Source organism: Actinoplanes sp. NPDC051537 (genome assembly GCF_055586105.1).
On sequence record NZ_JBVJIU010000008.1, the window covers coordinates 194,238 to 217,157 of the forward strand.

General features: G+C 73.3%; 15 protein-coding genes. 5 read left to right on the forward strand and 10 right to left on the reverse strand.

All coding sequences use genetic code 11. The features are described from left to right. The first annotated feature begins 36 nt into the window (after positions 1 to 36). Entirely contained in the window at positions 37 to 3,399 is a 3,363-nt protein-coding gene (locus ACZ6TB_RS21165; protein ID WP_465556246.1) for a BTAD domain-containing putative transcriptional regulator, read from the forward strand. On the opposite strand, the gene ACZ6TB_RS21170 is transcribed toward ACZ6TB_RS21165, so the two are convergent. The 9 genes from ACZ6TB_RS21170 to ACZ6TB_RS21210 all read right to left on the reverse strand — a co-directional run bounded on the left by ACZ6TB_RS21170 (position 3,374) and on the right by ACZ6TB_RS21210 (position 17,682). Continuing rightward, positions 3,374 to 5,242, reverse strand: a complete 1,869-nt coding sequence (locus tag ACZ6TB_RS21170; RefSeq protein WP_465556247.1) for a S8 family serine peptidase — start codon at positions 5,240 to 5,242, stop codon at positions 3,374 to 3,376. The two genes, ACZ6TB_RS21165 and ACZ6TB_RS21170, sit on opposite strands and share 26 nt — an antisense overlap. Further along, on the reverse strand, positions 5,239 to 6,186 hold the full coding sequence (locus ACZ6TB_RS21175) for a hypothetical protein (RefSeq protein WP_465556248.1): 948 nt from the start codon (positions 6,184 to 6,186) through the stop codon (positions 5,239 to 5,241). Before ACZ6TB_RS21175 ends, ACZ6TB_RS21170 begins: the two co-directional genes overlap by 4 nt. Further along, positions 6,170 to 6,652, reverse strand: a complete 483-nt coding sequence (locus tag ACZ6TB_RS21180; RefSeq protein WP_465556249.1) for a hypothetical protein — start codon at positions 6,650 to 6,652, stop codon at positions 6,170 to 6,172. The genes ACZ6TB_RS21175 and ACZ6TB_RS21180 overlap by 17 nt, the downstream gene beginning before the upstream one ends. A gap of 8 nt (positions 6,653 to 6,660) precedes the next feature. Beyond that, the gene (locus tag ACZ6TB_RS21185) at positions 6,661 to 7,572 is read right to left on the reverse strand and encodes a multicopper oxidase domain-containing protein (RefSeq protein WP_465556250.1); all 912 of its coding nucleotides are present in this window, start codon (positions 7,570 to 7,572) and stop codon (positions 6,661 to 6,663) included. 9 nt (positions 7,573 to 7,581) lie between these two features. Continuing rightward, the gene (locus ACZ6TB_RS21190) at positions 7,582 to 9,531 is read right to left on the reverse strand and encodes a multicopper oxidase domain-containing protein (protein ID WP_465556251.1); all 1,950 of its coding nucleotides are present in this window, start codon (positions 9,529 to 9,531) and stop codon (positions 7,582 to 7,584) included. Between the two features lie 10 nt (positions 9,532 to 9,541). Then, positions 9,542 to 10,783 (reverse strand): multicopper oxidase domain-containing protein, encoded by a 1,242-nt coding sequence (locus tag ACZ6TB_RS21195; RefSeq protein WP_465556252.1) that lies wholly within the window; start codon positions 10,781 to 10,783, stop codon positions 9,542 to 9,544. After that, positions 10,780 to 15,912, reverse strand: a complete 5,133-nt coding sequence (locus tag ACZ6TB_RS21200) for a hypothetical protein (RefSeq protein WP_465556253.1) — start codon at positions 15,910 to 15,912, stop codon at positions 10,780 to 10,782. The genes ACZ6TB_RS21195 and ACZ6TB_RS21200 overlap by 4 nt, the downstream gene beginning before the upstream one ends. An 89-nt stretch (positions 15,913 to 16,001) precedes the next feature. Next, complete coding sequence (locus ACZ6TB_RS21205; protein WP_465556254.1) at positions 16,002 to 17,060, reverse strand: sensor histidine kinase; 1,059 nt, start codon at positions 17,058 to 17,060, stop codon at positions 16,002 to 16,004. Further along, complete coding sequence (locus tag ACZ6TB_RS21210) at positions 17,032 to 17,682, reverse strand: response regulator transcription factor (RefSeq protein ID WP_465556255.1); 651 nt, start codon at positions 17,680 to 17,682, stop codon at positions 17,032 to 17,034. The genes ACZ6TB_RS21205 and ACZ6TB_RS21210 overlap by 29 nt, the downstream gene beginning before the upstream one ends. A gap of 276 nt (positions 17,683 to 17,958) precedes the next feature. Between ACZ6TB_RS21210 and ACZ6TB_RS21215 the strand changes: the two genes are divergently transcribed. The 4 genes from ACZ6TB_RS21215 (at position 17,959) to ACZ6TB_RS21230 (ending at position 22,148) form a co-directional block, all read left to right on the forward strand. Continuing rightward, a complete protein-coding gene (locus ACZ6TB_RS21215; RefSeq protein WP_465556256.1) occupies positions 17,959 to 19,860 on the forward strand; it encodes a hypothetical protein in 1,902 nt (633 codons plus the stop codon). 12 nt (positions 19,861 to 19,872) lie between these two features. Next, the gene (locus ACZ6TB_RS21220) at positions 19,873 to 20,283 is read left to right on the forward strand and encodes a hypothetical protein (RefSeq protein ID WP_465556257.1); all 411 of its coding nucleotides are present in this window, start codon (positions 19,873 to 19,875) and stop codon (positions 20,281 to 20,283) included. 52 nt (positions 20,284 to 20,335) lie between these two features. Then, a complete protein-coding gene (locus ACZ6TB_RS21225) occupies positions 20,336 to 21,148 on the forward strand; it encodes an MOSC domain-containing protein (protein ID WP_465556258.1) in 813 nt (270 codons plus the stop codon). Positions 21,149 to 21,230: 82 nt separating this feature from the next. Next, on the forward strand, positions 21,231 to 22,148 hold the full coding sequence (locus tag ACZ6TB_RS21230; protein ID WP_465556259.1) for an expansin EXLX1 family cellulose-binding protein: 918 nt from the start codon (positions 21,231 to 21,233) through the stop codon (positions 22,146 to 22,148). A gap of 206 nt (positions 22,149 to 22,354) precedes the next feature. On the opposite strand, the gene ACZ6TB_RS21235 is transcribed toward ACZ6TB_RS21230, so the two are convergent. Then, positions 22,355 to 22,912, reverse strand: a complete 558-nt coding sequence (locus tag ACZ6TB_RS21235; RefSeq protein WP_465556260.1) for a GNAT family N-acetyltransferase — start codon at positions 22,910 to 22,912, stop codon at positions 22,355 to 22,357. Positions 22,913 to 22,920: the final 8 nt, after the last annotated feature.

A 22,920-nucleotide genomic window follows, 5' to 3' on the forward strand; every position in this document is an offset into this window, starting at 1 on the left:
CGTCGCCTATCGATCTCTGCGGGGTGATGAGGCACAGTGGACAGCGCGCCCAATCTCGGCCGGTTGATCCGTGAGTGGCGGCACGACCGCGGCCTGAGCCAGCGCGAGCTGGCGCACCGCGCCGGGCTCAGCCTCGGCGCCATCCGCGACCTGGAGCAGGAGCGCAGCAGCCATCCACGGCTCCGGTCGAGCGACGCGCTCGCCGACGCGCTGGGACTGACCGGGGCCGACCGCACCCGCCTGCGCCGGCTGACGCTGCGTCCCCGCCCGGAGCCGGCCGAGCCGTCCGGGCCCGTGCACATCTCGGTGCTGGGCCCGCTCACGGCGACCACTCCGGCCGGGCCGGTGGCGATCGGCTTCGGGCGGCACCGGGTGGTGCTGGCCCGGCTCGCCCTCACGCCGAACTATCCGGTCAGCCGGTCGGAGCTGATCGAGGTGCTGTGGCCGGACGGCGCCCCGGCCTCGGCGGCGAACGTGGTGCAGACGCACGTCAGCCGGCTACGCCGGATCCTCGAGCCGCGCCCGGTTGCCGGCGCCGTGCCGGCGCTGGCCTGGACGCCGGGCGGCTACCGGCTGCACCTCGACGAGAGCGGGCTCGACCTCGTCGCGTACCGCCGCCGGCTCGCGGAGGCGCGCCGCTGGGCGTCGTCCGATCCGCAGCGCGCGTTCGACCTGCTCAGCGCCGCCCTGGACCTCTGGAACGGGCACCGTGCGGTCGAGGACGTCGCCGAGCTGCACGAGCATCACCTGGTCACGGCGCTGACCGACGAGCTGGTCGAGGCGGCCATCCGGCAGGCGCACCTCGGGCTCACGGTGCGGCGCCTGCCCGAGGTGCTGCCCCGGTTGCGCCGCCTGACCGCGCGGCACCCCTGGCACGAGCCGCTGCACGCCCGGCTGGTGGTCACCCTCGCCGCGTCGGGACAGCAGGCGGCGGCGCTCGACGCGTACGACGAGATCCGCCGCCGCCTGGCCGAGGAGCTCGCCATCGACCCCGGCGCCGAGCTGGTCGCGGCCCGGCAGGCGGTGCTCGCCGGGCGCTGGGACGCACCGGCCGCGGCCCGGGCCGACCGGCCGCCCACACCATGGCAGGCGCCCGCGCCGCCGCCCGACTTCACCGGCCGCGCCGAGCAGCTGCGCGCCCTGGAGCGACTGTTCCGCGCCACCGGGCCGGCCCGGCAGGTCACCGGCGTCATCTGCGGCATGCCCGGGGTCGGCAAGACCAGCCTCGCGCTGCGCGCCGCCGAGCTGCTGCGCGACGACTTCCCGGACGGCCAGCTCTACATCGACCTGCGCGGCGCCGACCGGAAGCCGATCAGCGCCGACGCCGTGCTCGCCCGGCTCCTGCGCGGGCTCGGCACGCCCGGTCAGGCCATCCCGATCGACGTCGACGAGGCCTCGGCGCTCTACCGCAGCCTGCTGTCCGAGCGCCGGCTGCTGGTGATCCTCGACAACGTGCGGGACGCCGAGCAGCTGCGCCCGCTGCTGCCCGGCGGTGGCGGCAGCGCGGTCCTGGTCACCAGCCGCAACCACTGCGCCGACCTGCCCGGCGCCACCCACCTCGACCTGCCGGTCCTGCCTCGCCCGGCGGCGGTCGACATGCTCGGCGGCCGGGCCGGGCCGGCCTGGACCACCACCGACCGGCAGGCGGCGACGGCGCTGGCCGAGGCCTGCGGTCGCCTCCCGGTCGCGCTGCGGGTGATCGCGAGCCGGCTGGCCCGGCGCACCCCGGCCGAGCTGCTGCGCTCGCTCGAGGGCGGCGCGCAGCCCGGCTACGCGACCGTGCGGGCGACCTTCGACCTCAGCTACCGCGAGCTCGAACCGGAGGCGGCCCGGCTGTTCCGATGGGTGGCGCGCCTGCCCGGCGCGACCTTCCCGCGCGAGGCGGCGGCCGCCTCGTTCGCCGGCGACGCCGGCCGCACCCTGGACATCCTGGTCGAGGAGAGCCTGGTCGAGACCGTCGGCGCCGACCGCTACCGCCTCCACGACCTGCTGCGCCGCTATGCGCTCGAGCACGACGACGCGGACGGGCCGGCGGCGCTGCGACGGGTGGCCGAGTGGTACCTGACCCGGACGGCGGCGGCGATCCGGCTGCTCTACCCGGCGATGGTGCGGCTGCCGACCGAGGTCGACGAGACGGTCATGTGCTTCGCCGATCTCGCCGCCGCCACGGCCTGGCTGGACGACGAGATCGCCAACCTGGTCGCGCTGATCGAGACGCTGGCCGACGGCGCCGACCGGGAGCGCGCGTGGCAGCTCGCCGACCAGTTGCGCGGCTACTTCTTCGTACGCCGGGAGCCGGTGTCCTGGCTGGCGACCGGCCGGGCCGGGCTGGCCGCGGCCGAGAAGGCCGGCGACCGGATGGCGCAGGCCGCCATGCACCAGACCCTCGGCCAGGCGCTGTGGTCGGTGGGCCGGCATCGGGACGCGCTGGAGGCGTACGGCGCAGGGCTGGCCGCCGCCCGGGACAGCGACTGGCGGACCGGCGAGGCATACCTTCTGCACAATCTCGGCCTGGTGCACGCCGAGCTCGGCATGACCGACGAGGCGCACCGGCTCTACCAGCACGTCCTGGCCGCCGGCACCGGGCCGGCGTTCGCGCACATCCGCGCCGTGACCCTCAACGACCTCGGCGTGATGTGCACCGAGCAGGGCCGGCTGCGCGACGCCGTCGGCCACTTCCGGGCCGCCATGGAGATCAACGGCGAGGCGGCCCGGCTCCCGTCGGCCATGGCGAACTGCAGCAACCTGGGCATGGCGCTGCGGCAGCTCGAGGAGTTCGACGAGGCGTACGACTGCCTGACCCGCGCGCTCGGCTACTACCGCGAGACCGGGTCGGCGAACGGGCAGATGTCCACGCTGGACGAGCTGAGCCACCTCTACCAGCAGCGCGCCGAGTGGAGCGCGGGCGTCGACGCGGCCACCCAGGCGCTGCGGATCGCCGAGCGGCTCGCGAACCCGAAGGCCACCGCCGGCGTGCTGAACACGCTGGGCTCCGCCCTGCTCGGGGCACGCGCGGTGACCGAGGCACAGACCCGTTTCCGCGAGGCGCTGGCGCTGAGCCGGGAGCACGGCTACCAGCACGCCGCCGCGCAGGCCGGCATCGGGACGGCCGGGGCGCTGCTCGCCGCGGGCGCGCCCGACCAGGCGCGGGCGGCCGCCACCGAGGCCCTCGAGATCGCACGAAGCAAGAACTACCGCATCCTGATCGGCGACGCGCTGACCGAGCTGGCCCGGGTCGCGCTGGCCGAGGGCGACCCGGTGGCGGCGGCCGGCCATGGCGCGGACGCGCGGGCCTGCTACCTCGCGACCGGCAGCGAGGGGCGCCTCCGCGACCTCGATCGCCTGGCCGTCGCGGCGCCCCGGCGCGACCGGGTCACCGCACCACCAGCGTCGTCGTAGCCTGCCGCTGCACGGTTCCGGCCGTGCCGGTGATGCGCAGCGTGAACGTGCCGCGCGCGGTGGCGGACGTGGTCGTGACGCGCAGCTTCGCGGTGCCGGGCACGGCCGCGGGGTTCGGCGTGACGGTCGTGGTGGCGCCCGCGGGCGGCCCGCTCACCGTGACGGTGACCGGCCCGGTGAAGTTGCCGATCGCGCTCGTCCCGACCGTGTAGGTGGCCGTCTGACCGCGGGTCACGGTCACCGAGGCCGGCGACGCGGTCAGCGCGAATCCGGGCGGCGGGGTGACGGTCAGCCGGGCGTACGCGGTGCGGCTCAGGCCCCCGCCGGTCGCCGTCACCGCCAGGAGGTACGCGCCGGGCGCGATCGAGGCGGTGGTCGTGATCGCGATCTGGGTCGTGCCGGTGATCGTCGCGGAGGCGCCGGCGGGCAGCCCGGTCAGCGCGAGCGTGACGCCGGCCGCGAAGCCGTTGACCGGCGTGACCGTGACCGCCAGCGTCGCCGGTTCGCCGGGCGCGACCGTCGGGGACGACGGTGAGACCGCGACGGTGAAGTCGGGCGCGGTGGCGATCCATCGGTTGGCGGCGGGCGCGTCGACCCGGCCATACCCGTACGCGTTGTCGGGGCCGGCGTCGCCCAGATCGGCGGCCGTGGCCTCGAGCGCCGACTGCGCGCGGTCCGGGCTCAGGTCGGGATACGCGCCGAGCAGCAGCGCCAGGACGCCGGACACGTGCGGCGCCGCCACCGACGTTCCGGTGGCGTCGAGGTAGCCGTCGTACAGGTCGGTGGTCCGGATGCCGACTCCCGGCGCGACGAGCCGGGGCTCGGTCCGCTGGTCGCAGGCGGACGGCCCGCGGCTGCTCGACGGGTCGACCACACCGGCGCTGTCGATCGAGCCCACCGCGAGCGCCTCCGGAAGGTTCGCGGGGCTCAGCACTGTGCTGCCCGCGCCGCCGTAGTTGCCGGCCGAGAAGACGGGAAGGATGCCGGCCGCCCGCAGATTGCGCAGGTCGGGCTGGAACTCGGCGTTGCACCCGGCCGCCGACCCGGTCCACGAGGAGTTCACCACGTCGGGCCCGTCCGCGGTGGCCGGGTTGCCGTCGGGGTCGAGCAGCCACTGGAAGCCCTTGTGGATCGCCGAGGTGGAGGCGACGCCGCGATCGTTGAAGATCTTCACGCCGATCCAGCGGGCGCCCGGCGCGACGCCGAGCGTGGCGCCGCTCGCCGAGCCGCCGACGATCACGCCGGCGGTCGCCGTGCCGTGCCCGTTGACGTCGGTGGGTGCGGCCGGGTGCTCGCCGTTCGGGTCGTACCAGCTGTTCGCGCCGCCGCGCCAGGTCGCCGCCAGATCGGGGTGGCCGGCGTCGACGCCGGTGTCCATGACGGCGACGACCGCACCCTGACCGGTGAGGCCGAGATCCCACAGGGCCGGCGCCCCCACGGCCTCGACGTTCGGTCCGGTGGGGACGGCGGACGGGACGAAGTCGGTGGCGTCGGGGTCGATGCGGGCGACCTCCGGGCGGGCGGCCATCTCGCGGACGACCGAGGGCGTGGCCGTGACCGCGACCGCGTTGACCACCCACAGCGGGGTCACGTCGGTGACCAGGCCCTGGGCCCGCCGCCGGCGCAGGAGGCCGAGCAGGCCCGGCTGGTCGGCGCTCGCCCGCGCCCGCAACGCCCGGACCAGCGCGGTCTGCCGCTCGTGCCGGGAGTGGCCGGCGACGCGGCCGGGGTCGACCTGGGTGCGCAGCCGGACCACGACGCTCTCGAAGACGGGCGCGGCGGAGGCGGGAACGGCCGGGACGAACAGAGAGATCAACAGGGCACAGGCGACCGTACGCCTCATGGCACGTCCTTCCGGATCCGCCGGTGCACGACGGCGAGCGCCAGCACGGCGAGCGTCAACAGGCCGGCGCGGGGCAGCCGGGACGGGGCCCGGGCCGGGGCCGGCACGGTCCAGGCGAGCGGAACCGTGAGCCGCTCGCCCGCGCGCCGCACGGTGACGGTCGCGCGCACGGCCGAGCCGGCCGGCGGGACGTCCACGGTGCCGGCGTATCGCCCCGGCGTGCCCGGGAACAGCGGGACCGTCCGGCCGGCGAGATCGAGGCTGACCTGGTCGATCGGCCCGGGCGGCGGCCGGCGCCCGCTGGCCGCCCGCACCGTGACCGCGCGGCCGGCCTGCACCAGCGAGACGGTGAGGTCGGCGACCACCCCGGCCCGCAGCACCGGCGCCGGCGTGGCGGGCGGCGGCGGGCCGGCACCGGCGGCGGCGACCAGGATGACACCGGCCGCGACGAGGGGCGCGGCGCGATCCCGCATCGGCGCGGTGACCACGTCACCGGCGGCGCGAGTGGCGAGCCGGGCCACCGCGTACGCGGCGAGACCGCCCAGCGGCGCGAAGACGGTCGCCGGCTCGACCACGGCGAGCACCGCGACCAGGACGGCCACGCTCGCCGGCAGCCACCGGTGCCGCCCGTCGCGGGCGATGCCGGCCAGCACGGTGAGCGCCGCGACCAGCGGCCAGGGCCGGCCCAGGGCCGCGCCGAGCACCGTCGCCAGGGCGCCCGAGCCGGCGGCGAAGGTGAGCACGATCCGGCGACCGGCCGCCGGGGCGCCCGGCGGGGACAGCGCGATCAGAGCCACGAGCAGACCCCCGACCAACCCGGCGAGCAGGCACGGGAACACCCATCCGAAGGCGGCGTCGTGGGGCGCGATGCCGCCGAATCGTTCCGCGACCTGCCCGCCGGGGGCCCCGGGGGTGGCAAGGGCGAGCTCAGACCACCCGGACATGCTCGACCTGCGCATTCCCCAGGAGCACCGTGACCCGGTCGCCGCGCCGCACCCAGTTGCCGGGGTTGTCGAACACCAGGTAGTACGTGACGCCGGCCCGGTAGTCGCCGCTGTGCTCGTGGTTCATCAGCAGGTCACGCACCACGAGGCCGGAGCCCTCGGCGACGACCGCGGGCGGCGTCGACGGGTCGTGCAGGGCGTGCGCCCGGTCCGGGTCGACCACCCGGAACCGGAGGTCGACCAGGCCGCCCCCGCCGGAGACGGCGACCCGGGTGATGGTCACCCCGCTGGCCTGGCCCAGCTCGTCGGCGGCCACGGCCGGGCGCACCCAGCCCACCGGCGCCGCGGCGGCGACCGGGACGGCCGGCGACCGGGCCGCGTGCCAGGCCCAGAGGCCGCCGGCGGCCAGCGCCACGCCGGCCAGCGCGCTCGCCAGCCGCACCCGGAGCCGGGGCGAGTCGGTCACGTCGCCTCCTAGTGGTGAATGAAGATCAACATTCCGCCGCCGGTGGCCGGCGCCGGCCCGGGGCCGGTCTGGTCGCCGTTGGTGACGTGCTGCTGCCGGTTGTAGAGCGGGAAGCCGTGCGGGCTCGGTCCGGCGCCGGCCGGCACGGTCACGAGGACGTCCTCGGTCGCGCCGGCCGGGATGGTCTCGGCCGTCACCTCGAGGTCGCCGCCGATCGGGCGGGCGTCCCGCGCCACCACCCGGCCGTGCATGCCGAGCATCGTCATCGTGGTGTTGTCGTAGCCGGCGTTGAGATAGCGCAGCAGCAGCCGTTGCCCGCCGGCGGCCGTGACGCCAGGCCCGGTGTCCGGATAGGAGCGTCCGTTGACCAGCCAGTACGTCGCCCGGTAGGCGTGCAGGTCGAAGGTCTCGGGCGCGGCGTTGAAGGCCGGGTCGATCGCGCTCAGCACGAGTGGCGCCTCCACGTCGTAGTCGGCCGTCGCCGGCCGGACGATCAGCGCGCCGTACAGGCCCATGGCGACCTGCCGGCCGGCGTCGCCGCCGCTCTGGTAGAGGTACGTGCCGGGCGCCGAGGCGGTGAACGTGCGGGTCACCGTGCCGCCCGGCGGCGCCGAGTCCGGGCCGGGGCCGAAGTCGATACCCGGGATCTCGAGGGTCACGGCGTGGCCGGCGGGCAGCGCGTTGGTGACGCTGAGCGCGACCGTGTCGCCGACGTTCACGGACAGCACCGGGCCGGGCAGCCCGGGGTTCGCGCAGCCGGTGGCGAAGCCCCAGATCGGGACGCTCCCGCCGCCGGCCAGGGTGGCGGCGCCCGGCACGGCGCACAGGGTGATGGACACTGCCGCCGCCGACGCCGGGCTCGGCACGATGAGTCCGGCTGCCACGAGCGCCAGCACGAGCGCGCCCTTCCGTACGTGCATCGCCGTCTCCTAAGGGGCGTCGTAGGTGAGCGCCAGCAGGTTTCCCCAGGTGGAGAACGCCGCCGGGGCGGGGGACGTGTACCGCTCGGTGTGCACCAGAACCCGGACCTGTCCGCCGCTGAGATAGGCGGCCGCGGTCGGCAGGCTCCAGGTCGCGCCGACCTCGGCGGACCCGACGGATTGCGGCTGAGCCGGCGGCGCGGGCAGGGTCACCCATCCCGGCGAGGTCGGCGCCGAGCAGCCGGCCGCGCCGCCCACCGTCCAGTCGCAGATCTTCACGGTCTGCTGCGGCGGGTTGGCGGTCAGCGCCGTACAGGTCGACGCCGTCGTGGTCGCGCAGTTCGCGCCCTTGTAGGTCACCTTCAGGTGCTGGGATCCGGCCGGAACGCCGGTGAAGCCCGCGGTGAAGTCGGTGGCCAGGGCGGTGACCACGGCGCCGCTCGCGTGCGCGGCCGCGGTGGTGCCGAGCTGACCGCGCTGCACCGTCCAGGTCGTGCCGCCCGCGCCCGCCGTGACCCGCAGCACCTCGTTGTCGAGCCGCACGTAGTAGCCGGCGGTGGCGGGGAAGCCGGTGGCCGAGGCCACGGTGATCGACGTCTGCGCGGCGGTGGTGGCGGTCGGCCGGGTGGTGGTGCGGGGATTGACCGCGTAGTAGCTGGTGTCGTCGGCGGCGAGCCCGGCGACCGTGCCCGACTTGAGCACGCTGCCGGCCGGGGCGGCCGAGACCGGCGCGGCGAAGCAGCCGCCCGGCGGGTCCACCCGCAGCAGCGTCGCCATGCCGCCGAAGCCCTGGTCGAAGTTCGTGAACTCGTTGAGCGCGTGGCTGTGCCAGGGGAAGTACCACTCGCCGCAGATGTTCTGGCTGACGACGCCGCTCGGCAGCGCGCCCTTGTGCCCCAGGTACGGGCTTCCGGCGTACCACGTGTTGGCGTCCTTGAAGAAGACGTCCCGGAAGTTCGGCGGCGGCACCGGCAGCGGGTTGGTGGCCTGGTCCCAGCCGTCCTGGTCGTCCCAGCGGAGCAGGAAGTCCTGGGTCTGACCGGCCGCGATCGTCTCGCCGAAATGCTCGACCGGCGCCGGCAGCAGACGGCCGTCCTGGGCGATCTGCGTCGTGTGGTTGCCGTGCGGGTGGAACGGATGGTTCGCGGCGCCCACATTGATCATGCGGATCAGGGCCGGCGCCGCCGACGGGACGGTCGGCTGGATCCGGACGAGGGAGCCGTACGGCTGGTTCGGCAGCAGCCCCGAGCCGTTGTCCTGCACGGTGTCCGGGAACTCGCGGCCGTTGACCGCGAAGTAGCGGTCCCGGCGGGCGTTCACGTCGTAGGCGCCGCCGGTCTCGACGGCGTGGTGCAGGTCGGAGTCGATCTCGCTGAGCAGCAGCAGGTACTCGTGGGTGGGGTCGAAGGCGGTGCTCGAGCCGTAGGCGAGGCCGGCGCCCGCCGCGGGACGGACGATCAGCGCCCCGTACAGGCCCATCTCGATCTGCTTGGCGATGTCCGAGCCGCTCTCGTACAGGTACGTGCCGGGGCTGCCGGCCACGAACGAGTACCGCACGGTGCCGCCGTTCGCCGCGGCCTCGGTGGTGAGCAGGCCGGCGCTGCCGCCGGACGCGCCGACGGGATCGTCCTGGCCCGGGAAGACGATCGAGGCCGGCTCCGCGAGGTTGTTGGTCAGGTTGACCACGACCGTCTGCCCCTGGGTCACGCACAGCACCGGACCGGGACTCTGGAAGTGGCCGCCCGCCTCGGCGTAGCTCCACATGAAGACGCTGTTGCCGTCCGGCGTGTCGATGTAGCCGGTCTCGGCGACCAGGTCGAAGGTGTGCACGCCGCCCGCGACGGCGCCGGGCGTGCAGACCATGCCGGTCGGCGGGGCGTCGGCCGGGATCGCGGCGGCGGCGCCCGGCACGAGCAGGCAGCCGGCGGCGGCGAGCGTCAATACGGCCGCGAACCTCATGGTGGCCCCCTCAGACATAGGTCTGGCTCACGACGGTCTGCGCGGGCAGGGGGCGGGCCGGGGCGTACACCCGGACCTCGGTCATCATGCCGCCCGGTCCCGGCGCCGGGGAGGCGAAGTTCTGCAGCTTGCGCCAGTCCCGGTTCTTGAAGAAGTAGACGTTGTGGGCGCCCCAGGCGTCCGAGCCCGACGGGCGCGCCGGGTCGTACGCCGGCGCGTCGAACAGGACGTCGCGCGCCTCGCCCGGCCCGAGGTACAGGGTGTTGGTCCAGTACGAGCCGGACCGCAGCGGCGACGCGTCCTGCCCGATCACGTGCAGCGGGATGCCCGGCAGTTGCATGCTGTGCTGCTGGTAGCCGAGGTTGGCCAGCCGCAGCAGCACACGCTCGCCCGGGTTCACCTGGATCAGGGCCGAGTTCGGCTGGCTGTGGTCGACCGCGCCGCCGTAGTTCGGGTTCGGCGTGCCGACCCGCATCGCGGCCGGCAGCGCCGGGTCGTCGTTGGGCAGCACCGACATCGGGTAGGGCCGGCCGTTGAGGGTGAACCACTGCGGATCGTAGTCGGTCGGGATGGACTCCTGGATGTCGCGGTCCCCGTCGTGGAAGTCGCGCCACAGCTCGTTCAGCAGGATGGCGAAGTGCCGGTGGTAGCCGGTGGAGCCGTCCCCGTCGTTGTAGGCGAACCGGGTGAAGCCGCCGATCGCGGCGCCGTCCTGCCGCGGCCGGACGAACACGATGCCGGTCATGCCCATCTGCACGTGCTCGACGTCCTCGAAATGGCAGTGGTACATGTACGTGCCCTCGCGGTGCGGCCGGTAGAAGTAGGTGAGCTGCTTGCCGACCGGCACCGCCACCGACACCTCCGGCACGCCGTCGTTGAGCGGCGTCGGCAGGTCGAAGCCGTGCCAGTGCACGGTGTGCGAGTCGACCAGGTCGGGCCGCTGGACGAAGCCGAGGTTGGTCAACGTGATCTTGATGTCGTCGTCCTGACGGAAGTCCAGCGTCGGTGCCGTGTGCTGTGCGTGCCCCTTGTACGTGCTGATCAGCTGGGCTACCGACAGCGAGGGGCTGGCCGGCACGAAGCCGAAGACGTACAGCGGGTTGCCCTCCCGCCCGGGTACCGAGATGTACCCGTCGGTGGCGGCCAACGACACGCCGGTGGTGGCCGCACCGGCGGCGCGCGCGTCGCCGACGAGGACCCCGGCGGCAAGCGTGCCCGCCGTTCCCCAGAGGAATTCCCGGCGCGTGATCACGGCAGCCTCCTCGGCCCGGTGATGGTGGCGAACAGCGGTACCGGTATGCCGGGCCGTTCGTCGGCCCCGAGGTCCCACGGGGTGGTAAGGCGCAGCGAGACGGCGTTCGGCCGGAAGGCGCCGTCGACGTCGACGTTGGGCGCCGGCACCGCGGTGGCCGCGCAGGCGTTGATGGTCGCCGGCACCGGGGTGTTCGAGCAGCGCACGCCGCGGTCCAGCACGGCCGAGCCGGCCGTCAGGTGGTAGTCGCCGGTGAGCCCGACCGGCGGGTCCTGGCCGGTGATGGTGACCGCCGCGGTCTGCGGGTCGAGTCGCGAGCCGGAGACGGTGAGCTCGTCCACGAACGGCGCCACGAACCCGGGGTTGGTGCCGATCAGGTTGCCCTGGCCGGCCGGGACCGCGCGCAGCACGCCGTCGGGCCCGAGGTTCTGCCCGTTGGTCAGGTCGGAGTACCGCGGCGTGAACGTGTCGGTGTTCGTCGTGGTGCCGTGGACCTCGAAGTCGATGAAGCCGCGATCGACCAGCGTCGCCCCCGGGCCGGCCTGGCTCAGCGTGAAGGCGTCGTTGTTCCAGAAGACGTTGTTGAACAGCGCCGCGGGCCGGGAGAAGTCGGGCGCGCCGGCCGGCAGCGTGTCCTGGAACAGCGGGTCGTTCGCCTCGGAGGCGAGCCCGGCCGCGTGCGGGTTGCCGTCGGAGTCCTCGGACGATCCGGTCGAGACGTTGTTGGCCACGGTGTTGTTGACCAGGCGTACGTTCGACGCGTCGTCGAGGGTGATCGCGCCGCCCAGGTCCGCGGCGCCGTTGTTGTCGATCAGGTTGTTCCGGATGTTGATCGCGGCCGTCAGCGCGTCCAGCACGAAGATGCCGCCGCCGTCGTCGCCCGAGTAGTTGCTCTGGATCAGGTTGCGGTCCACGTCGACCGCGCCGGTGCCGGTGCCGAGGGAACCGCCGCCGACCGGCAGCTCGCTCTCGATGGCCAGGCCGGCGCCGGAGTCGACCGAGTCGTTGTAGTAGATCTGGTTGTCGTGGATCCGGCCGCCGGGGCTGAGCCCGATGTGCGAGACGCCGGCGCCGTAGTTCACGCTGAAGTTCGAACAGACGATGCTGCCGGCCACCTCGTACGCGTTGGCGCCGTTGAAGATCCCGATGCCGCCGGCCTGGGTGAGGCCGCCGTTGCCGATCAGCCGGTCGTTCCCGATCCGCACGTTGTAGTTGTGGTTGACCCCGTCGTCGTAGGGCTGGCCGACGCCGATGCCACCGGCCACGACGCCGCCGTTGTTCTCGAGCACGTTGTTGGTCAGCTGAATGTTGTTGATCGAGGCCTGCAGCTGGATGCCGCCGGCGCCCTCGCCCTGCCCGGTGCTCAGGCCGATGCCGTCGATCCGGGCCTGACCGAACGACGCGGTGATCCCGGTGCCGAGGTTGTAGGCCGTGGTCGTCTTGGCCAGCACCGTGATGTCGGCGCCGCGCAGCACCGGATGGGCGGTGCTGACCCCGGCGTACGGGGCGTGCGCGGCGATCGCTGCGTCGTAGGCGGTGGCGTTCTGCAGGAAGTAACGGCCGTCGATGACCGTGCCCGGGATGTTGAAGCGCGGGTCCTCCGGGTCGCGCGATTGCAGCTCGTGCGCCGCCACGATCCCGCCCGGGCCGCGACCCTGCAGCTTGAGCGGCTTCCAGAGCAGGATGTTCTCGTTGTAGACGCCGGGCGACAGCACCAGCAGGCTGCCGGCGGCGGCCGCGTCGATCGCGTTCTGCAGCGCGTGCGCGTTGGTGGCCGGCGCCGCGACGTTCACCACCGCCGGGTTGTACGCGACGGTGTTGGCGCCGGTGCCGTTGCTGCCGAACACGTGCACGGTGAGCCCGTTGACGCTGGACACGCCGCCGGCCGCGTTCGCCGTGGTGATCGTGAGCTGCTTCGGGCCGGGCCGGAACGTGACGTCGGGCAGCAGGTTGGCGGCCGTGTTGGTGGCGAGCGGCGGCACGTTGAGCACGATCGTGTCGGGCGTGCTGCCGCTGCCCGGCGTCCAGCCCGCGATGCCGCCGTTGGCCCGGGTGAGCGTCTGCGTCTGCCCGTTGCGGTCGTCGGTCAGCGTGGCGCGTACGCCGGTGAGCCCGGTCGCCGTGCCGGCCGCGCCGATGAAGTCGGCCTGCACCGTGATCTGGCGGCTCCCGGTGGCGGGCACGACCGGCGTGGAGACCTGGAGCAGCTCGGGGCGGGCCGGGACGGCCGGGTCCTCGCAGGCCGTTCCGGAGATCGGGTCGAGCGGCAGGTCGAGCTGGGTGGTGAGACCCGGCCACGACTCGGCCGGCGTGGTGGCGGTGAGCAGGTTCGGGTTGTACGCCGCGTTCGGGTGCGCCTTGCTGCCCGGGTCGTCGACCTTGACCAGGTACATGCCGGGGCACGGGCCCTGCGGTATCGGGCAGTTGAACGTCTCGGTCGACGGCAGCAGCGCCTCGAACGAGCCGTCGGGGCTCGTCGTCACCGTCGTGAGCAGCCGCCAGTTGTTCTCGTCGCTGTCCACGCGGGCGTAGATGCCGACCGGGATGCCGGCGATCGGGCGCGGCTCGCCGTACCACGGCGACTGCGGGTTCCGTTCGAAGTAGATGTCGTTGAAGACCTGTCCCACGAAGCGGCCCGGCACCGCCACGTCGCCGACCCGGTTGTCGGCCGGGTCCTCGCCGTTGGGGTCGGTGCGGAAGTTCGTCATCAGGTGGAAGTCGGCGTTCGCGTTCTGCCCGTTGGTGAGCACCACGAGCCGCTTGTCGCACAGCGGGGCGTGGGCGCCGGGGACGCCGTAGTGGACGCTGCGCGGCGTCAGGGTCGACTGGTCGATCACGTGGTCGTCGCCGGTGCACGGCGGGGGCGGCAGCGCGGGGGTGAAGACGTTGCCGAGATCGACGTTGACGTCCTCCTCGCGGACCGGCCGGTAGAGGCAGCCCACGCCGCCGCCGGGCACGCCACCCTTGGCCGCGCTGACGAGGGTGCCGCAGGCGCGGGTGTCGGCCGCGTCGGTGGGCATGACCGCGTGCGTGACGTAGGTGCCGGCCACCAGCGGCTGCGGGTCGCCGCCGCCCACGCAGGTGCCGTCGTCGGCGGCGAGGTCGTAGCCGCCCGGACAGTAGTCGGCGAACGCGTAGCCGCCGTCGAAGGCGCCGTCCCGGGTCGGCTGCCCGGCCAGCGGGACCTCCAGGCAGTTCGGCCCGATCCGCGGGTTGAACTGCGAGGTGATGTCGGCGCCGGTGAAGTCCCGGATCGGGTTGCAGTTCTGGGTGAACGTGTTGCCGGTCGGCTGCTGCGGATCCTGGCTCGCGTCCGGCTGCTGCCACTTGTCGGTCACGTACTTGTTGAGCACCACGTCGTCGCCGGTGTTCGGCACGCCGTCCGGGCCCGGCCCCTCGAGGTAGACCGTCACGCCGGGGACGGCCGGCTCGTAGTCCTCGTGGTTCTGGAAGCGGGCGTCGAACTCGTTGCGGGTGGTGGCGAAGTAGGTGATGCCGACGATCTGCCCGGGCGTGCCGGCCGGGTAGTCGCGCTTGCCCCAGTCGACGGTGGCCCGGTGGCCCTCGAGCAGCTTCTGGTTGGTGAGCAGGCCGCCGCCCTGGTCGGTGGGCAGGCACGGGTTGGCCGGCGCGGGCGACGCGCAGGACGGTGTCACGGCGCCGGTCTGCTCGTCGTGCACGGACGGGCCCGGGTACGCCGAGAAGCGCGCGAAGCCCTGCTCGTTGACGATCCACCGGCCGAGCGGGCCGCCCTCGGCCGTCGGGTACTGGTAGTACCCGTGCGCGTCGGTGAAGGTCGCCTCCTTGATGGAGCCATCCCGCCAGCGCTGGTCGACGTCGGTGTTGGCGAGCAGCGGCTCGCCGGGGTCGAGCCGGCCGTTGCCGTTGGTGTCCTTGTAGACGTGCCCGTCCAGCCAGCCGAACCAGCGGGACACCCCGATGCCGGACTGGCCGTCGTCACCCGTGTCGTTGACGTCGACGGTCTGCCCGGCGGCCACCGTCACCGGCTTGAACCGCATGATGTAGCTCAGCTGCTCGTCCCAGATGGCCAGGTTGTACGAACCGGCCGGGACGTTCTGGATGTCGAAGTTGCCGGCGCCGTCGCCCTGCCCGACGTAGACGGTCTGGTCGGTGGTCGCGTCGGAGAGCGCCACGAACGGGCTCTCCACCGGGTCGTTGTAGGTGCCCGTGGTGTACGGCGCCCACTCGGCCCAGTTCCGCGCCTGCCCGGTGATCTCGCCGGTCCCGCTCGCCGCGAACGGCTGCGGCGAGCAGACGAAGCCGAACCAGTACGCGGTGCGCGTGTTCGGCGGCTCCCAGAGCTGCTCGCCGGGCGCGCCGGTGCCGTCGCTGCCCTCCTCGACCGGGGCCAGCAGTTGCAGGCCGCCGTCGATGGTCGTGGTCTGGTGCCAGCGGCTGTCCGGGTCGTCGTTGCACGCCTTGTCCGGCGGGTGCACCTCGATGTAGTACGTGGCCGGACCGAGGTTGTCGATCTGGGAGAAGCCGTCGCCGTCGGTGAGGCATTGGCCGCCGCACAGCGGGTTGTTGTGGTAGTCCACGGTGACGTCGCTCTGGGTCTGCTCCTTGAGCTCGACCTGGAAGCCGTCGACGCCACCCTCCTCGGTGTCCGGCGCGCCGTTCGTCCAGGCGTTGTCGTCGAAGACGAACACCCGGATCTTGCCGAGCGGCAGCGGGTGCGCGTCACTCGCCTCGGTGAGGTCGATGCGCGCGGTGGCCGAGCCGTCCGCGGTGGCCGGGTTGGGCAGCGTGAGGTAGGCGCCCCACATCTTGTGGTTCAGGGAGCGGGCCGAGATCAGGTAGCGGCCGGCGGGCAGGCGCAGCGCGGTGCGGTCCTGGTCGCCCTCGGCCACGATCGGGCTGTTGCTCTCGGTGCTGAGGGCGAGCGGATCGCCGGGCAGCTTCGTGTTGTCCACGTTGACGAGGTAGTTGAAGTTCGTCAGCGGCTGGGCGCTCGCGAAGTCGCGCACGTCCACCGTCACGGCGCATCCTCCGTCGGGGCACGCGGTCGCGGCCTCCGCCGGCCGGGCCGCCGCCACCGGCGGGAGCAGGGCCACCACGATCGCGACGGCCGACATCCCGGCCAGTACGCGCCATCGTCGATCCCGCATCGGACCCCACCTCCCACGCGTGACGCGCCGGCCGGTGTGCCGGGCGCATCAGGCTGATGATGGATCGCCCGATACGCGGGGTGAGCGACTCATGACAGAACTGTCATGAGTCCGTCATGGACGGTGGCGCCGCGCGGAAACTCCATCCGCACGGCGGTGCCGCCGTCCGGCGGCGTGGTGATGGTGAGACGTCCGTTCCACGACCGGACGACCGCGCTCACCGTGGCGAGGCCCAGCCCGGTGCCCGAGGCGGTGACCCCCAGCGCGTCGGCGCCGAGCGCGGCGAGCCGGGTCTGACTCTCGGCCGACATACCCGGCCCCGAATCGGTGACCGTGACCGCCCAGGTGTCCCGGGTGCCATCGCCCTCGACCGCGATGACGTCGCCGGGCTCGGTGAACTTGACGGCGTTCTCCAGAAGGCTGTCCAGCGCCGCCTTGAGCCGCTCGGGGTTGAACGACGCCCGGCCGACGGTCGAGCACACCCGCCACTGCCGGTCGGCGGCCGGCCGCCAGCGGTCGACCATGGCGATCAGCGCGGCGTCGACGTCCGCGGTCTCCCGCACGTCCGCCCCCTCCAGCTGGACCAGGGTCACCAGCCGATGGGTGATGCCGGCCAGCCGGTCGAGCTCCTCGAGCACGATCGTGCTGTCGGCGATCACCGACGGGTCGTCCGCGGCCGTCCGGAGCAGCTCGGCGTAGCCGCGCGCGACCGTGATCGGGGTGCGCAGCTCGTGCGAGGCGAGGCGGACGAAATGGTCGCGGGCCATGGCGCGGCGGCGCTCGCCCTCGGCCAGCCGGGCGATCTCGGCGGACACCAGCTGGCGGCGGCGCACGTGCCACACCATGACCACGAAGACCGCCGCCATCAGCGGCACCTCGGTGGTCTCCTCCCAGCCGATCACGCCGGCCGCGGCGTGGTGGACCAGCACGTAGCCGGTCGTCACGGCGACGACGGCCAGCGTCGCGAGCATCGGCCGCAACGGCCAGGTGACCAGGCCGTACACCACCGACAGCCCGATCCACACCAGGTGGAACGGGATGGTCTCGGCGCCGGGCAGCACGTACATGAGTCCCAGGTTGAGCAGGCCGGCGCCGACCAGCAGCGGTATCAGCAGCGGGCTAACCCGGGACGAAGCGGTAGCCGACATTGCGCACCGTCTCCACGCTCTCGGGGTCGTCGAGCTTGCTGCGCAACCGGCGCACGTAGACGTCGACGACGTTGCTGCCGGGGTCGAACATCATTCCCCACACATCGGCCAGCAGCTCCGACCGCGTGCAGGCCTGACCGACCCGCTCCATGAGGTGGCGGAGCAGCAGGAACTCCCGGAAGGACAGGTCGATCTGCCGCCCGCCGACCAGGGCCCGGTGCAGCCGCAGGTCGAGGCTGATCAGCCCGACCACCAGCCAGCGCCGCTGCGCGCCGGGCGCCGGCGCCTGCATCCGGGTGCGCACCCGGGCCACCAGCTCGGCCATGGCGAACGGCTTGCCGAGGAAATCGGTGGCGCCGGCCTCGAGGCAGGCGACCCGGGCGCCGATCTCGGGCACCGCCGAGAGGACGAACACCCGCTGTTCGGGCCGGGCGCGGACCACCTCGTCGAGCACGGTGGCGCCGTCCAGGTCCGGCAGCATGAGGTCGAGCATGATCAGGTCGAACTCGGCGGCGAGAGCCGCCTCGAGCCCGTCGGTCCCGGTCGCGGCCCGGTCGACCACGTGCCCCTCGGCGCGCAGGGCTCGCGTGACCAGCCCGGCGATCCGATCATCGTCTTCCACCACGAGCACCCGCCCCACGGGTCACCTCCGTTGGTGATAGCCATGAAGATACGAGCCCGGTCCCGCCCACCCAATATTGATGCCATTGATTCGACCGTTCGGCCGCGCCGCACGGCCGAACGGCGTAGCGGTCGCGCCCTCAATGGGCGGATTGCCCGGGCCGGCGTCCGACCTGACCCATTCCCCGGGTCCCCCGCCCGCCGTCGTCCTATGCTCGGCGAGGAAGCGCCGGACGCGTTCCACGGTTGCCAACGGTTACGTCGTTATGGGTCAGACATGTCCGCATACGACCCGGCATGGAAGCGCGACGGGCTCGGCGTGCGCCTCGCCAAATCCGCCTTCGCCCTGCTCGGCGGATTCCTGGCGGTAGTCGTCCTGTCGAGCGGTTTTCTGCGCGGAATCCCGCATTGGCAGGGCTGGGAGCTGGTGGCCCGGACGGCCGCGGGCGTGCTCGCCGTGCTGATCACCGCCGGCCTTTTCCTGTGCCGCCGGGACCGGCTGGCCGCGGAGGACTGCCTTCGCCCCGGTCTGGCGATCCCGCACGACCGGTGGCTCGACCAGCTTTCCGCCGAGGCGGCGCGGCGGATCCGGTTCCGGACGCGGAGAGGAACGGCGGATCCGGCCGGCTGGATCCCGGCCGGCCCGGCGGACCACGTGATCCACGATGACTATCGGGAGGCGGTCGGCGTCTTCGTCGAACTGATCATGAATCCGGCGAAGCATCGCGTGCGCGTCGCGGAGACCATCGACCTCGAAGGGTCGCTCATGGTTCAGCGGGTCACGGTCGAGCTCGCTCTCCCGCCCGGCTGGGAACGGGCGACGTTCCTGTACCTCCCGGTCCTGCATCCGGTGAAGGGCGAGCTGATCGACAACTTTCAGCTGCAGGACGCCGGCGACTGCACGCTCGCCGATCTGACCTACGACGAGACCACCCGGCTGGCCGCGGCGGGCCTGCGCCTGCTCCTGGCGCTGGGCTACGAGAGCGTGGTGGCCGGCGCGAGCCCGGCGGCGACCGGGAGCTGGCCCGACGAGGTCACCCGGCTGCGGGAGAAGCACCTTCTTCAGCTTCTCGCCATGCGCGGGTACGTCGACATCGCGGCCACGAAGCGGGAGGTGGACGACCAGATCGACGGGTTTCCGCTGGACGGCCTGGCGAAGGAACGGCTCGGCCGGTACGTGCTGGAACTGTGCGGCGCCTATCCCATCGTCGCCGTCGTCCACGCCGCCTCGGTGACCGGCGGCCGCGTCCTGCTCAAGTACGAGCGGACCCTGACGGCGTCGTCGCGCATCGCGCCGGACGGCAACCGGAAGCTGCGCCGCCGGATGCGGGGCTGGCGCGGCCTGGCCCGGATCGCCCTCGGCCTGCGCCCTTCGCAGATCGCCGTGCCGATCGACCTCGCGCTGACCGCGTCCTCGTATCACCTGCGACTCAACGCGCCGGAGAGCAAGTACGTCCTCGAGCAGCGTCTGGTCTGCATGCACTGCAAGCGCCCGGTCGAGGCATCCTGGATCGGATCGACGCCGAACGCGCGCGGATGCTGCCATCGCTCGGGCCGCAAACCGTCGGGCGAATGGTTCGACGACCGTCACTATTTCCGCCTGCAGCGGCGGCGCGGCCAGAACTTCATCCACCTCTACCTCCGGGGATTCGGGGCGATGCGCCCGAAGATGGGCGGGCTACGGATCATCGGGCGGTTCAAGGAGGTGCCACCGGGATCACGGCTGCAGGCCGTCATGACGGCACTGGCGACGACCGTGCTGCTCGCCGTGGTCGGCTTCCTCATCTCCCACCACCGGGTGTCACCGGGAAGCGACTATCCGGCGGTCGTACTCGGCCTGCCCGCGGTGGTGGCGTCCTGGTTCGGCATCGCCTCCGACCGGAACGCGCTGGTCGGGGGATCCCTCCTGGCCCGGGTTTCGCTCATAGTTAGCGGCGTACTGTCGATCGTCTCGATCGTGACGTACCTGATCACCGCCCCGACCAGCGGCAGCGGAGGCCATGCCGCGCACGCCCACGTCGCGTTCCTCGGCATCACCCAGCCCGCGTGGATCACGTTGGGCGTCGTCTCCTTCCTCAACTTCCTGTACGTCTACTACCGATTCCTCCTCAAGCTGGTCCACTACCGCGACCTCTTGAGCCGTACGCACGGCCATTGGTCAGCGGTCCAGGCCAACTAGTAAGGGGATCCGATGCCCGAGAACGAGCCGTCGGCGGCGGCCCACGACGCCATCTGGCTGGTCGAGTCCACCGACTTCGTCACGCCGTACGCGCCGCTGCAGGAATCGGTCTTCGACGACCCGGACCGCCTGAACGCCGCCTGGGACCTGACGGTCTCGAGCCTGGGCCGGGACGCACACGCCGCCGGCGAGCGTGGCGAGAGCGAGGCGCCGGGTGACGAGAGCGACGACGACCCGCCGACCCCCGAGATCATCCAGCGCCTGCAACACCACATGCGCGCCCTTGCCGAGGAAAGGGCCCGCACCGAGGAGCGAGCCCGGACCGAGCCGCCCGCGGACACCGGCTCCGAACCCCGGATGACGACCCGCGCGGGCGGGCTGCTCGACCGGCTGCGGCGGCGCCCGCGACCCGGCGCCGCCTGACGGTCGCGGCCGGAAGGACACCCCGGCGGCGCGGTCGTGGCAGGCTGGGCGCATGCACGTCGCGGCGCTCTACACGTACCCGGTCAAGGGCTGTCACCGGATCGACCACGACGTGGCGCGGGTGGAGCCGTGGGGTCTCGCCGGTGATCGGCGGTGGATGATGGTCGACGCCGATGGCGTGGGGATCACCCAGCGTGGCCACGCGCGCCTCACCCAGCTGCGCGTCACGCCCCGTGAAGGCGGCATCGTGCTCTCCGCGCCCGGCCGGCCCGACCTCGACGTGGACGAGCCGGCCGACGGGCCCAAGGAGTTCGTGCGGGTCTTCTCGAGCCAGGTCGCCGCGCCGGCCCGGATCGCCGAGAGCGAGTGGAGCAGCGCGTTCTTCGGGAAGCCGGCCCGGCTGGTCTGGCAGGCCGACCCGGGCGGGCGCGCCGTCGGCGGCGAGACGGCCGAGGGCGAGCCGGTGAGCTTCGCCGACGGCTATCCGATGCTGCTGGCCAACGCGGCCTCGCTGGCGGCGCTGAACGACTGGCTGGCCGAGGCGGGCGACGAGCCGGTGCCGATCACCCGGTTCCGGCCCAACCTGGTGGTCGGCGGCGCCGAGCCGTGGGCCGAGGACGAGTGGGTCGAGCGCGGCGTGCGGCTGCGGGTCGGCGACGTCGAGCTGATCGCCGACTCGGGCTGCGCGCGCTGCGTGGTGACCACGATCGATCAGGAGACCGGCGCCAAGGGGCGGGAGCCGCTGCGCATGCTCGGCCGGCGCCGGCGGTTCGGCAAGGAGCTGCTCTTCGCGATCAACCTGATCCCGGCGCCGGGCGGGCGGGGGGCAATTCACAAGGGCGACCCGGTGACGGTTGTCCACTGATCCGGTGACGCTCGTCCCCCGCGCCTTAGGTCTGTCTTAGGAAGGTTGCCGGAATCCCGGCGGCCGCGCAGGATCCCTCAGCGTGACCGGCTCCCGTCTCCTCTCGCCCCGCTGGCTCGCCGCCGGCGGCGCCGTGGTCCTCGCCGCCGTGCTCGGTGTCGCGCTGCTGCTGCAGAACACCGGCTCCGCGTGCGCCGCGCCGCCGTCGACGTCGGCCAAGTCGGGCAAGGCGACGTTCTACGACCTGGGTGGCGGCACCGGCAACTGCTCGTTTCCCTCCTCCCCCGCCGATGATCTGTTCGTGGCGCTCGGCCCGGATCAGTACTCGGCCGGCGCGGCCTGCGGGACGTACCTCGACGTCACCGGCCCCAAGGGCAAGGTCCGGGTCAAGGTCACCGACTCCTGCCCGGAGTGCGCGGCCGGCCATCTCGACCTGAGCCGCACGGCGTTCAAGAAGATCGGCGCCGAGGTCGACGGGATCATCCCGATCACCTACAAGACCGTCACCGGCGTCAGCACCCCGGGCCCGATCAGCGTGCGGGTCAAGGAGGGCTCCTCGCAGTACTGGCTGGCCGTCCTGATCGACAACCACGGCAACCAGCTCAAGTCGGTCACCGTCAACGGCAAGGCCACGCACCGCGAGGACTACAACTACTGGGTCATCGACGGCGGCGCCGGCAGCGGACCATTCAAGATCAAGATCAGCGACGTGTACGGCCACAGCACCGTCGCCACTGGCATCAGGCTGACGCCCGGGGCCACCCAGAAGACGTCCGTGCGCCTGGTCGGCGGCGGCTCGACGGTCTCGTCCCGTACCACCGCCGCCACGCCCTCGAAGGCGAAGAAGAAGGCGAGCCCGTCGCCGGCCGCCTCGTCCGCCGCCCCCGCCACGTCGTCGGCCACGCCCGCGCTCGAGTCCACCGAGCTGGCCGCCCCCACCGGCGACGTCGAGGTGCCCCCCGCGCAACAGGCCGTCGGCCTGGCCGCGTCGTCCTGCTGACGCGTCCTCCCAGGCTTCGCGTCGTCCTGCTGACGCGTCCTCCCAGGCTTCGCGTCGTCCTGCTGACGCGCCCTCCCAAGCTTCCGCGCCCCACCACCCGCCGCGCCCGGGCTTGATCCCCCGGTGCCCGCGCGGCCGCCCGGCCGCCGGCGGCGACGCCATCACCCCCAGGGGCGTCGCCGACCCGGCGGCCACGGCGGCATCTTTCAGCCGGCGAGACCGGCGGAGCCCACAAGGCCGACGGGACCCGCAAGGTCGAGCCACATGTAGACCTCGTCCCGGTCGTCTCCCGGCCCGACCCGCAGCGCCCCCGGCAGCCGGCCCACCTCGCGATAGCCAAGCCTGAGGTAGAAGCCCTCGATCCCCTGTCCGCCGCGCACGGTCACCGACAACCCGGCCAGCCCCGCCTTGCGCCCGAGCGCCTCGGCCTCGCGCATCAGCGCCGCGCCGTAGCCCTTGCCCTGGCCGCGCGGCGTCACCATGACCCGCTTGAGCACCCGCCAGTGGTCCTTGAGCCGGAACCGGTTGTCGGTGACGAACAGGAACCCGACGATCTCGCCGTCGTCCACCCCGACCAGCAGCCGATCGAGCCCGTCCGCCACCCCCGCGAACGCCGCCTCGGCCACCGGCCGCACGGCCGCCGCCTCGACCGGCGCCACGAAGCCCACCGCCCCGCCGGCGTTGGTGACCTCGACCCAGAGCGCGACGAGGCGTTCCCGAAGGTCGTCGGTCAGCGGCGGATCCACCAGAAACTCGATAGCCATGGCCCCAT